Below are 12,138 nucleotides of genomic sequence, written 5' to 3' on the forward strand. Positions count from 1 at the left end.
ATAGCATGAGATATGATAAAATGCAATCATCAGTTTTTGTAGAATAAAGGAGGATCTCACATGAAAATTTTATTTCATCCAGACCGAGCCGATATCCATCTGTCTTCCGTCCTTTATGCCCTTAGTGATCCCATCCGTCTTTATCTTGTCGATACGATATATAAATCCGGCGAACGGACCTGCGGGGATATTGATGTTCCCGTCGTGAAGTCAACGGTTTCCCATCACGCCCGTACACTGCGTGAAGCCGGAATTGTTCATGTCCGTATGCAAGGAACACAGCGCTTCCTTTCGATTCGCACCGAAGATCTCGAAGCTCGTTTTCCAGGGCTGCTTGCTGCCATACTTCAGGCCCATCAAACCTCGGGAGAATTAATTCCGTTCACTACAACCTGAGAGATCCTACATTTTATTCCACTTTATTGGAATCAATTAACACAACAAATAGCAGCCTATCTGGGCTGCTATTGCTATTTGCGTATCATGGAGGACAGTTCTTAATAAAATATTATATAGTCCGTGATATTGTTTACATAATATTTGTTATGTAATCTTTTTCGTGAAAGAAATTTTCTGAACAGTCTGAATTCGGCTTTTTATAATTTCATCCTGTAGATGGCTTTATTTTCTAATCCACGGATCGATTGCGTCCAATTCTCGGCTTCCGGTGTTGTATCCAGTGCATCCTCAACCATCTGAAGCTTGGCATCTATGGTGTCAATATGATGAAGAGCAATCGCTTCTGGAATTTGAGGCTGCACAGGACTGCCCCACTCGCCGGAATTATGATGTGACAAGACCATATGCTGAAGCGCCAGAACACGATCTGAATTTAAATCTATGTTGGAAAGAATAGCTGCTTCTGTAATCCAGTTTGAAGCCATTGAAATATGACCTAACAGCTTGCCATGGACGCTGTATTCGGATACGATCCCGAGTTGAGCGGTCATTTCCTCCGGCTTGGCAATATCATGAAGGATTATGCCAGCGGTAAGCAGATCCGGGTTCAAAAATGGCCGCTGCTTGCAAATAAATTCACCCAGCTCGAGCATGCGAACCATATGGTAGGCCAAGCCCGCAAAATAGGCATGGTGATGGGTTTTGGCAGCAGGGTAATGCATCAGCCTCTCTTCAACCTTTTTCACACAAAATGAAACTATAGTATGCATTTCTTTGTCTTGAATACTGTCCATGGCCTGCTTGATCGTATAAATCAGATCGACGGGACGGATCGGTGCCGAACGGATAAAATCAGTCAGGAATACACCGTCATCATCGGTAGCTTTACGTATTTTAATGATTTTGATCTGCAGCTTTTCTCTATAGGTTTGCACCAATCCCTGTACACGAACCAGCCCCATAGGAAAAAAAGTCTCCTTATCGGTCGTACTGGCATCCCAGTATTTGGCCGGAAGCTGTCCGGTCGCATCACACAGAACAATATCCAGATAGTCCTTTGCGGGTGTGGAATTGGTTTGTTTGATTTCCAGCTCCTTGATGAGATAAAACCCAACGAATTCATCTTGGGAATTTAAGGTTTTGATTAAAGACATTGTTATTCCTCCTCAGGACTTTTCTACGAAAAGTCAACTTCTCGATAATCAGCTCGATGCTTAGATGGATGTCTGAAGCTGGATCCACAACGTTTTGTTGCGGAATTCCTCCTCTTGCCCAAGCTCCTTACCAAACCAATCCGGTGCTTCGAACCTTTGCGCTGCATGAAGATCCGGAAACTCGACCTCTACAACCACAAGCGCTATTTGCTTGTATTCGTCTATTTCATATAAAGTACCTTGATGATCCACCGAAGTACGCACTTTTTCCAAAGGAACCAACCCTGAACGAGACAATAACTGCTGATAAATAGCCTCTGAAATGGTATATTCGATTTCTTCTCTAACCATGCCATGTCCTGACTTAAATGTATGCGTATAGTGGCAGGTTCCGTCAACATCTATCAGCTGGCGGACCCTGATTTCCTCATCCTTGGAAAAAGCCAGGTAGGTTTGATAAATCGTTTGCTTTGAAATCAACGTAACATTCGCCTGATCCAGCTCAGCCTGCGGGAACGCTGGTAATAAAAATTTTTTTTCGATTTCGATACCCATTAGCGACCCCCCTCTTCTAATTTATGCACGAATTACATTATAAATTTAAAAGCTGTGGTTGTCGATACTGATTGACTGGCATGATTCTTAATCGCTGACAATCGAACGGCATAGTGTAACACCTGTAACCCAATTAGGCATCTACACATAGTCTGTTATCAAGCATAACATGAACAACTGGAGGTTTATTGTATGTATGTGGTTAATCCTTATTGGAGTAGATCCACGTTTAAGCCAGTCTGGTCCGTATCTACCTCGCAAGCACTAAATTTAATAAGAGCAGCCGTCCAAGGTGAACGAAATGATGAGTTATTTTATGATGAACTTATCAAAATGGCCCCAAACTCAGAGCAATCATCGATAATTGCTTCAATACGTGATGATGAACGCGGTCATAATCGTATGTTCCGAGGTATGTATAAAGAGATAACCGGTCATGAAATAACAGGCATCAGCAATGAAAAATATGAGCGGGTAGAATCCTATATCGAAGGATTACAGAGGGCTCTTCGAGGCGAATTGTCTGCGGTCGAGAACTATCGAAAAATATGGTTTGGTCTGCCAGCTGGTATTTATCGAGACACCGTATTTGGGATCATCTTAGATGAATTGAAGCATGCAAGTCTATACAATTATTTGTTTACTTTGAATCATACGAACCGTTCGCGTTAATAATAAAGCATAGATAAGGTTCACTCACTCGCAAGTTCAATCGCATTAAGGGTTAATAAAGACCCCTGAAGCTATATTCAGGGGTCTGCATCTTCAGCCTATTGTACTTATACCGTGCGCTTGGTAGAAAGCGGCCTCAGGTTAGCTTCAATCGATTGGCGTTGATTCTCCAGAAACGGCGGTAACGCTAGAGATTCACCCAAGGTTTCAAAAGGCTCATCTGTATCAAATCCGGGACCGTCTGTTGCCAGCTCGAATAAAATACCGTTGGGTTCACGGAAGTACAAGGAACGGAAATAATATCTTTCCACGAATCCGGAATTACGTAATCCCGCTTTATTCAGCACCTCAATCCAGCTAAGCAATTCTTCCTTGTCCTCCACGCGAAAAGCCACATGATGCACACCACCCTTGCCAAGCGCAGCGACTGACAGATCACTGCGCGGCTCAACCTGCACTTCTGCACCTGATCCCCCTGCCCCTACCTGCATAACGATTATATCCTCTTGCCCTTTAACCAAGGCAGGGATTCGAATCTTCTCTGTAAAGCCGATCAGCTTGAGCGCGGCTAGTGTAGAATCGGGCTTGCGAACGGTAAGCTTTACAGGTCCAAGTCCAATTATACTGAATTCGGCAGGCACAGGACTTTGATCCCATGGAGTACCGCCCTTCACACCGGAATTTGTCTCATCGGAAACAAGCGAGAGCTGCTGACCTTCCGGATCCTCGAAGAAAATAACGTTACGGCCTGCAAATTCTGTAATGGCTGTATGCTTGACACCATGCTCTGTAAACCGATCCAGCCAATATTTCAGCGCCGCGTCACTCGGCACCCGCAAGGAAGTACCCGAAATGCTGCTTGCTCCCGCACGAGTCGGACCGATGCCGGGAAAGTCAAAGAATGTTAGCTCGGTTCCTGGATTGCCCCGTTCGTCCCCATAAAACAGATGATAAGCAGATGTATCGTCCTGATTGACGGTTTTTTTAATCAATCGCATGCCGAGAACCTCGGTATAGAACTTGTAATTGCCGGGTGCATCCCCAGTCATAGCCGATAAATGATGAATTCCTTTAACATTCATGTTGATCCATCCTTTATTATGATTTTAGTTTTTTCAACAAATCCAGCAGCTGTTTCTGTTCCGAAGGATTCAGATTGTTAAATTGAGCCGCCTGAAATTCCTCCTGCATAGGAACTACATCATCGAATAAGGCTTTACCCTCTGTTGTTAGCGACACATATTTGGTTTTCCAATCCTGTTCACGCGTAATCCACCCAAGCTCTTCAACCTTTTGAATGATCTGGGCGATGTTGCCTTTAGTTACAACGAGCTTATCGGCCAAGTCCTGCTGACTGATACGTCCCGCCGCGCCTACTTGGGCCAACACATCAAACTGCGCTGCGGTTATGTCCCATTTTTTCAAATGCTGATTCGTTTCACGAATGCTTTGGTTATAGAAGCGGGATAGCCGAAACCACAGCAATATTCCTAACCGCTTTTCCTGTTTGCTTAATGCTTGCATTTCGTTGTCTGCCACAATAGCATCATCCCTCTTGTATAACGGTAATCTATTATTGGTTTAGCACTAAACTCATTATCAGTATATATCTAAACTAACAAAAAAGCAATCCTGTACCCTTCTACGTGTGGATCCATCCTTAATCCTCATGCAGCCAAGCACCTATAGCTCCCGCATACTCACCATTTTCAATAAACAAAGGTGATGCCCCTCTAAGCTTCGTATAACGCTGCACCACATCTTTAAGCAGATTATTCCCAATAAACGAGGAACCGATAAAAATAACGGTGGTCGCCCCCGACTGCCCGGCAGCAAGTACGCTAACCGTAGCAACCGTTTCTCCTACTAAACCGACTACAGACGCTAACAGCTCTTCTCTGGAAAAAGGAGGGTGGGAAGCCCCTTGCAAAATACGTCCAAAATTGCTTGCTGTCAGGTCCCCGGGGATTGGCGGCTCAACTCCCTCATAAATATGACTGACCTTTAGATCGATTCGGTCACGTGATCCTTTGGCTGCCTTTTGTATAATTTCTTCGTAATTTGTTAACCCTGTTAACAATTGAGATAAGCCTATCAAGGTCCCGCCTCCAACTCCTGTACCGCCAAGCCGCCGGTGTTGGCCGCTGTCTATCAAGTGGATCGAAGTGCCCGTGCCGACATTGGTAACCACATACTGGCTCTCCGTTACACCGAGCTTTTCCAAAAAGTATTCCACCCCTCTACAGGTAGCATCAAATTCAACCAGCTCCGCAGCTGTAAGGTGGATGAGAGACTGCAGCGCAGAAGCCTTTCCACCGGTCATACAAATTCGGGCATTGTCCCTCCCGTTAATCCAATCTGCTACATGAGCCAGCTCGGAAACCGGAAATTTGTTTAAAATGAGCGAATTGTGTTCCATATAGGCGATTTTGATCAGTGTTCCTCCGGCATCAATTCCAATATTCATAGTTCGTTCCTCCCAATGTTAGCGACCTAACAGCCATTTAGTTAATGCTATTAATATTATGTATCATTAATTCATCTTTCTATTTCCTTGATCAAAAGATATAATCATCATTTTACCAGATTTGCTGTACCTCATGTAAGATTACATCCGATTTGGGCCTACAAAAAAGCAGCCTCTCGACTATCACTTATTTTCACTTGATAGCTCGTTCCTGACATACTGTTGTCAACAAGGATGGTTTATGATTGCTTTAATTACGGCTTCACCATTCAACTTGATAACAGAAAGGATCGGATTCAAATGAAACAAGTGCAGAACAAAATGGGGGTTATCATTACAGGACTTATGCTCGCTATCCTGATGGCCTCGATGGATAACACGATTGTGGCGACGGCGATGGGAACGATTGTTGGTGAGATTGGCGGTCTCGATAAATTTGTCTGGGCCACTTCGGCCTATATGGTGGCGGAGATGGCGGGCATGCCGATATTTGGCAAACTGTCTGATATGTATGGACGCAAACGTTTTTTTGTATTCGGTATCGTCATATTTATGATCGGATCTGCTTTATGCGGATTGGCGGAATCGATCGTTCAGCTTAGTGCTTACAGAGCGATACAAGGTATTGGTGCGGGCGCGATGGTATCGATAGCATTCACGATTATGTTCGATGTCGTTCCACCTGAGAATAGAGGAAAAATGACAGGCATGTTCGGTGCTTTGTTCGGCATGTCGAGTGTTGCCGCTCCGCTGCTCGGTGGTTATATAACCGACTATTTGAATTGGGTTTGGATATTTTATATCAATTTACCGCTCGGTTTGATTGCGTTCGTTTTGATTGTATTTTTCTACAAAGAATCGACAGAGCATTCCAAGCAGAAAATCGATTTCCTTGGCGGCTTCCTGTTGGTTGGAGCGATCATCTGCCTCATGTTTGGTGTTGAGCTCGGCGGCAAAGCGTATGCATGGGGATCACCGCAAATTTTGGGCTTGTTTGCAGGCTTCGCGATTCTTGCTATTTTGCTTGTCTTTGTGGAAAAAAAGGCGGCTGAGCCCATCATTTCATTCCGCATGTTCCGTAATCGGCTCTATGCGACAAGCAATCTGGTTGCGATGCTCGGCGGAGCGACGTTCATAACCGCATCCATGTTCATACCGATCTACATTCAAGGCGTACTGGGCGGCACCGCGACGAACGCCGGACTTATACTGCTTCCAATGATGGTGGGTTCAGTCGTAACTGCAACTGTGGGTGGATTCCTAATGTCTAAGCTGCCCTATCGGACCATCCTGATTCCTACACTTATCATCCTGATCGCGGGAATGGCACTTCTAACCACACTGTCAACGGAATCTTCGCGTTTACTAATCACAGTGTATATGATCCTCGTAGGTCTGGGCATCGGAGCTTCCTTCTCGGTACTCAGCAGCGCTGCCATTCATTCGTTCCCTGCTGCACAGCGAGGAGCGGCTACTTCTACACAGAACTTCAACCGGTCGCTCGGCATGACACTCGGTATTACAATATTCGGCATTATTCAGAGCCATTCGCTAACAGATAAGCTGACGCAGGCATTTGGTAGTAGTGGAACGAATATACCGAAGAATATCAACTTTAGCGACCCCTATGTTCTGATGAATCCTACAATCCGCCAATCGATGGACGGAAACACACTAAATACGATTACGGAGGGGCTGTCGTCTTCCATTGTCGGCACCTTCGCATGGAGCCTCATCCCGGCAGTATTGGCGCTAAGCGCTGCCTTCATTATGAGTCGAGAGAAATTGGCTCAAGCGACAGATTCGGATGGTTACTCCGCTTCACATTAGCATTTGTAAATTAGATCTGGACTTACAGTTGTCGGGAATTATGGTATATGATTAATGTAATATTGCCCGAAATTGGAGGTCTAGCAATGAAACTCGAACGGCTAATGGCCATCACGATTCTTTTATTAAACCGCAGACGCGTGCAAGCGCAAGAGCTGGCTGATCGGCTTGAAGTATCTTTGCGGACGATTTACCGCGATTTGGAGTCATTGAGCCTGGCTGGAATCCCGATTGTATCGTATACAGGAACAGAAGGTGGCTATGAAATTATGGACAGCTTTCGTATGGACCGACAGATGTTATCTTTCGATGACCTACTTGCCCTCTTTACAGCGCTGCGCGGTCTTCAGTCGTCCCAAGCATTGAATCATACCCATGTAGACCGGCTGCTCGATAAAGTAGGGGCACTGGTCTCACAAGCAGAACAAGGACGTTTAGCTGAACGCGATCAGGTTCTAATCGATTTTACCCCATGGAGAAACAGCGAGACCGAACGAAGCAAATATGAGTCTCTGCAAAAATCCGTAAATGACAAAAAGTTAATCCGTTTCACCTATACAGACGGCCAAGGGGAAGAATCAGAACGTTGTGTCGAGCCGATGGGACTTGTGCTCAAAAAGTATTCCTGGTATTTGCACGCTTACTGTTTGAACCGCATGGATTACCGGATTTTCAAGCTTTCGCGTCTTCGGGATATGCAGGTACGGGATGAATCCTTCAATCGCCGGGCTATGACACTTACTAAATTGAATGAACGATGGGGAACGCCCCAACATCCTCAGACGGTCGATCTTGTCCTTCGATTCACAGGTGAGGCTAAAGTGTCCGCTGCAGATCGGTTTGATGAAAATGAGATCGAAAGGCTGCCGGATGGTTCACTTCTTGTGCGGACCACATTTCCTGATGGGAAATGGATCATTGGCTTTTTGCTTCATTATAAAACCGATTTGATTATTCTGGAGCCTGCCCATATTGCTGCTGAGGTCAGAAAAATGGCTTTGGACATATCCGCTTTGTATCTCGATTCCGGACACGCTGTTCTCAATAAGGATGAATAATGATCTGAATGTTGAATGAAATGAATAATTATTCCAGTACAGTGGGAAATTAAATGTACCTTGCGAAAAAAAGGATGTTTCCTTATGCATGCTTTCGATCTAGATACATTGATTCATGGTATGGTTCGAGCCGATGACCTTGAAATCAGAAAGCTCAACTTAAGTGACGAATCCGTGCAACTCGTTTATTTTTCAACGATGTGTGATAAAAAATATATACATACCACGATCATTAAAACCTTTCTAGATGGAGGTAGCTTATCTGAGTTTGAAATAGCCTTAAAAATGCTGTCGGGATTTGAAATCATTCAAAGCGAAGATCACATGCTGGAGAAACTCATTGGCGGCTGTACATTGCTGTTTTTCCCACAGATGACCTGTGCGATTGAGGCCAAAAAAGCTCCGACGTCTCAGCCTCAAGAAACATCCATCGAAAACATTCTTCAGGGGCCCCAATTTGCTTTCGCAGAAGATGTCACGACGAATATACAAATCATACGCTCACGATACCCCTCGCAGGATTTGCATGTTGAAATTATGAAGATTGGCACACAAAGTCAAACTGAATTAGCCATCCTCTATGATAAGACAAGAGTGGATGAAGACGTTCTTTTGCAGCTTGAGAATAAGCTTATGCAAATCGATGCGGAAGTCATCCAAGCTGCCAATCAGCTCCAAATGCTGCTCACGAAAAGACATCACTTTTTTCCTACTTTAATGGTCACAGAAAGGCCCGATAGAACCGTATTAAATTTAAGCGAAGGAAAAATCGCTTTATTCCTCAATGGAACTCCATTCTCGGTCATCCTGCCAGCCGTGTTTTTTGATTTCATGACCTCAATGGATGATGTCTACGAGCTGCCCTGGATCGTGAGGCCGCTTCAGATATTGAGATATATAGGCATGTTTATTACGACTACACTACCTGCTTTATACGTAGCAACGGTTTCTTATAATCCTGAATTTTTCAGGTCACAATTAGCTATTGAAATTGCAGGTAGCCGTGCGTCGGTACCTTACCCCTCTTTTTACGAAGTTTTTCTTATGCTTTTCTTAATTGAAGCGTTAACCGAAGCAAGTATTCGTCTTCCGAAGTTTATTGGATCTACAGCGACGACCGTAGGTGGCCTCATATTAGGACAAGCGGCTCAACAGGCAGGGCTAGTCAGCAGTATTATGATTATTATCGCTTCGGCGGTAGCCATCTCCAATTTTGTGATTCCCATGAATACATTGAGTTTTTCGCTGAGGGTCATCAAATTTCCACTTGTTCTTCTAGCCATATTTTTCGGGCTGGTAGGTGTGCTGGCAGGGTTATTTTTCTTCCTTGTTTACGCGGCGAGCTTGAGGAGCTTTGGTCGGCCATATTTGAAGCTTTTTATCGGAGAGGACAAAAAAACCAGGTGAAATCGTTATCTCGTTACTATTTTTATGCTCTGGTATTAACCATGTTGATCAACTCCATTCTGTACGTTCCAAGAATTCTCATTAACGAGCGGTATGAAGGTGCGATCATGTCGCTCATTCTTGGAACCTTGATTGGCAGCATACTTTTATACCTATTTACCGGCTCTCTCTTAAAGTTTCCTGGGATGGGTCTACCCGAAATTATTAAGCTTTATCTACACAAAGGCGTCTATATTCCTTTATTGCTTTTATTTGGTGCAATAAGCTTCACCACAGGCGGGCTTGTATTAATCAATTTCACCTTCATCATATCCAGATATCTGAATCCGGACACACCATCGTATATTTTGCTTTTGCTTTTTGTATCCGTTGTTTGTTTTGGCGCTATGCAATCCTCAAAAACCGTGTTATATAGTGCAGAAATAGTGCTGATTCTCAGTGTGCCCTTACTTTTGTTCTTGATCATCAAAGCGCTAACCAATAAACATATGAACTATGATACAGTAAAAGTCATACTTGACTACACCTGGATGCTTCCGAGCTGGAAGAGCTTAACGGTCTCTACTTACGCATTCGGAGGTTATATGAGCTTGTCGATATTTAATCGTATATTTTCTAACTCCAGCGCCATTCAATACAGATGGTTGGTTCCTATTTTCGGTTTCTTTATGCTGTTATCTACATTTATAATTCCAATAGGAACTTTAGGCACAGATGGTGTCGATGACTATATTTTCACTTGGGTTTCTACAGCAGAGGCGATTCAGATGAAATATGCATTTATTGATCACGTTGTTTATATTTTTTTACTCATTTTTTTAACGATTACCTTTTTATATACGATGGTGACCTGGCATATCGCTTCTGAAGCTGTTAGCAGCTGTTTTCCTCGAAGCAAACCGAATACCTCTTCCGTATCCACTGTATTTCCGAATGCGATATGTTGTGGCTTGATCGGTATTGCTACAATTATAACCGGAAGCCTTTTAGGTGAAAATGATTTGATGCGAGTGTCATCTTTTTGGATGATGATACGTTTTCCCATTGACGTCTTCATTGTCCTGACCGTTTATTTCTTGAGTAGGCGGAGGCCAAGCTTATGAAGACGATGCTGTTGTTCCTGCTAATCGTTCCTTTGTTATCCAGCTGCGGTTTCAAGGATATGGACAAACGTTTTATTGTTATGGCCATCGGCATAGATAAGTCAACTGATAAAGACCAGCCCCTGCATGTTTCTTTAAAACTCGCCATTCCTACTTCGCAAATCAAACCGGGTCAGACCAATACGTTCCAAATCGTAAGCGATGATGCCAAAACAATCTCGGAGGCCGTTCAGCATCTCAAATCTAAAGTGGATAAAGAACTCGATTTTTCACAATCCAAAATCATCATATTCGGAAGGGATTTGGCTGAAGAACGTCTGAATCGAGAAACGATAGACTGGTTTTTGCGAAGACGTGAAATCGAAGGGACGACACTCATGGCGTTGGGCGATCCATCGGCAGAGCAGATACTGAAAGTAAAACCCAAATCAGAGAGGCTGCCCGCAGATAGTTTGTTTTTGAGTTTTGATGAAGAAGGTACGGAATCACCATTTATCGTTACCGAACGTTTGTTCGATTTCCATAGAAGGTTAAGTGAAAAAGGATTAGATCCTTATTTACCTGTCATCAGGCCACTCAGCGAATCTTATTTAATCGATCAAGTAGCCGTCTTTGATAAAGAGAAATTGAAAAAAATTTTAAACCCGGATGAAACTCGTGTTTTCAACGAATTATCCAAAAAAATTAGTAAGTTCTATATAGAGACCCGAACAGATACGGTTCAATTTGCTTTGAGTGTGACCAAATTCGGATATACATACACCATAGATGAACCAAAAGACGCTGCCCCCCTGCTTACGATGAATATTAAAATCAAAGGACAAGCCGCAGAATCCAGCCAATCGCTTAATTATTCGGAATGGAGCCTATATGAACACGAAGCCGAAAAGGAGGCTGCTAAACGTTACGAAAATGTACTAAAGAAATTGCAGTCTATTGGGGTCGATCCTATCGGTTTTGGCTTAAAGTACCGCGCAACTCGCCATGACCGTGATCATGAATGGGAAAAATGGTCATCGGTTTATCCTCAGCTTATGTTTCATGTCAACGTGAACATTAACTTTTTAGGATCCGGAGGGATTAAATAAAATACCTCTATCTACTGTTTCACTTCCCTCCAATATGTGTAATAAATAACATGTCAAATTAAGGAGGTTTTTATCGGTGGTAACTACTAACATTTCATTCCAGGAAAATTCGGTACCGGTATTTTTATTCGGGGCGGATTCACACATAATTCCTTCTTTACTATCTGCGCTGCAGAGGAATCGATTAACGATATCTAACCTTAAGGAGTCTTTAGTGCGTATCGACCTGTTCCGCTCCCAAGCACTGCTGTATTCCGCACAAGGTGATAAGTATTCGATACCTATTTTCCCTTAAAGCAACAATGAGAACCTATCAGGTCTCGTACTTATCCATAGATGTATAGGAAAGGAAAGGAATGGAGCATCCGCTTCGTTCTTTTTTTTGCTGCTGTGAGAGCTTATTTA

Annotated in this window: 13 protein-coding genes; 8 read left to right on the forward strand and 5 right to left on the reverse strand. The window is 43.6% G+C overall.

Annotation, left to right across the window (positions count from 1 at the left end; genetic code table 11):
- Positions 1-60 precede the first annotated feature (60 nt).
- Positions 61-396 (forward strand): ArsR/SmtB family transcription factor, encoded by a 336-nt coding sequence (locus tag NST47_RS20485; protein ID WP_341156776.1) that lies wholly within the window; start codon positions 61-63, stop codon positions 394-396.
- A 200-nt stretch (positions 397-596) separates the two neighbouring features.
- Here NST47_RS20485 and NST47_RS20490 read toward each other — a convergent pair whose 3' ends face one another.
- Together NST47_RS20490 and NST47_RS20495 are read right to left on the reverse strand one after the other, a co-directional pair.
- The gene (locus NST47_RS20490; RefSeq protein WP_341156777.1) at positions 597-1,553 is read right to left on the reverse strand and encodes a 3'-5' exoribonuclease YhaM family protein; all 957 of its coding nucleotides are present in this window, start codon (positions 1,551-1,553) and stop codon (positions 597-599) included.
- Positions 1,554-1,613: 60 nt separating this feature from the next.
- On the reverse strand, positions 1,614-2,108 hold the full coding sequence (locus tag NST47_RS20495) for a CYTH domain-containing protein (RefSeq protein ID WP_076234102.1): 495 nt from the start codon (positions 2,106-2,108) through the stop codon (positions 1,614-1,616).
- A 192-nt stretch (positions 2,109-2,300) separates the two neighbouring features.
- Between NST47_RS20495 and NST47_RS20500 the strand changes: the two genes are divergently transcribed.
- On the forward strand, positions 2,301-2,780 hold the full coding sequence (locus tag NST47_RS20500; RefSeq protein ID WP_341156778.1) for a ferritin-like domain-containing protein: 480 nt from the start codon (positions 2,301-2,303) through the stop codon (positions 2,778-2,780).
- A gap of 107 nt (positions 2,781-2,887) precedes the next feature.
- On the opposite strand, the gene NST47_RS20505 is transcribed toward NST47_RS20500, so the two are convergent.
- The 3 genes from NST47_RS20505 to coaW all read right to left on the reverse strand — a co-directional run bounded on the left by NST47_RS20505 (position 2,888) and on the right by coaW (position 5,247).
- Positions 2,888-3,862 (reverse strand): ring-cleaving dioxygenase, encoded by a 975-nt coding sequence (locus tag NST47_RS20505; RefSeq protein ID WP_341156779.1) that lies wholly within the window; start codon positions 3,860-3,862, stop codon positions 2,888-2,890.
- A gap of 16 nt (positions 3,863-3,878) precedes the next feature.
- Complete coding sequence (locus NST47_RS20510) at positions 3,879-4,304, reverse strand: MarR family winged helix-turn-helix transcriptional regulator (RefSeq protein WP_341159717.1); 426 nt, start codon at positions 4,302-4,304, stop codon at positions 3,879-3,881.
- A 136-nt stretch (positions 4,305-4,440) separates the two neighbouring features.
- Complete coding sequence (gene coaW / locus NST47_RS20515) at positions 4,441-5,247, reverse strand: type II pantothenate kinase (protein WP_341156780.1); 807 nt, start codon at positions 5,245-5,247, stop codon at positions 4,441-4,443.
- A 300-nt stretch (positions 5,248-5,547) separates the two neighbouring features.
- Here coaW and NST47_RS20520 point away from each other — a divergent pair, with 300 nt between their 5' ends.
- The 6 genes from NST47_RS20520 to NST47_RS20545 all read left to right on the forward strand — a co-directional run bounded on the left by NST47_RS20520 (position 5,548) and on the right by NST47_RS20545 (position 12,028).
- On the forward strand, positions 5,548-7,077 hold the full coding sequence (locus tag NST47_RS20520; protein ID WP_341156781.1) for an MDR family MFS transporter: 1,530 nt from the start codon (positions 5,548-5,550) through the stop codon (positions 7,075-7,077).
- 86 nt (positions 7,078-7,163) lie between these two features.
- Positions 7,164-8,135, forward strand: a complete 972-nt coding sequence (locus NST47_RS20525) for a helix-turn-helix transcriptional regulator (RefSeq protein WP_341156782.1) — start codon at positions 7,164-7,166, stop codon at positions 8,133-8,135.
- 84 nt (positions 8,136-8,219) lie between these two features.
- Positions 8,220-9,542: a spore germination protein gene (locus NST47_RS20530; RefSeq protein WP_341156783.1), complete on the forward strand. Its 1,323-nt coding sequence runs from the start codon at positions 8,220-8,222 to the stop codon at positions 9,540-9,542.
- Positions 9,539-10,645, forward strand: a complete 1,107-nt coding sequence (locus tag NST47_RS20535) for a GerAB/ArcD/ProY family transporter (RefSeq protein WP_341156784.1) — start codon at positions 9,539-9,541, stop codon at positions 10,643-10,645. The genes NST47_RS20530 and NST47_RS20535 overlap by 4 nt, the downstream gene beginning before the upstream one ends.
- 5 nt (positions 10,646-10,650) lie before the next feature.
- Entirely contained in the window at positions 10,651-11,733 is a 1,083-nt protein-coding gene (locus tag NST47_RS20540) for a Ger(x)C family spore germination protein (protein ID WP_341156785.1), read from the forward strand.
- 76 nt (positions 11,734-11,809) lie between these two features.
- A complete protein-coding gene (locus NST47_RS20545) occupies positions 11,810-12,028 on the forward strand; it encodes a hypothetical protein (protein ID WP_341156786.1) in 219 nt (72 codons plus the stop codon).
- The last annotated feature ends 110 nt before the right edge of the window (positions 12,029-12,138 follow it).

The organism is Paenibacillus sp. FSL H8-0034, from assembly GCF_038000305.1.
Classification (GTDB): Bacteria; Bacillota; Bacilli; order Paenibacillales; family NBRC-103111; genus Paenibacillus_S.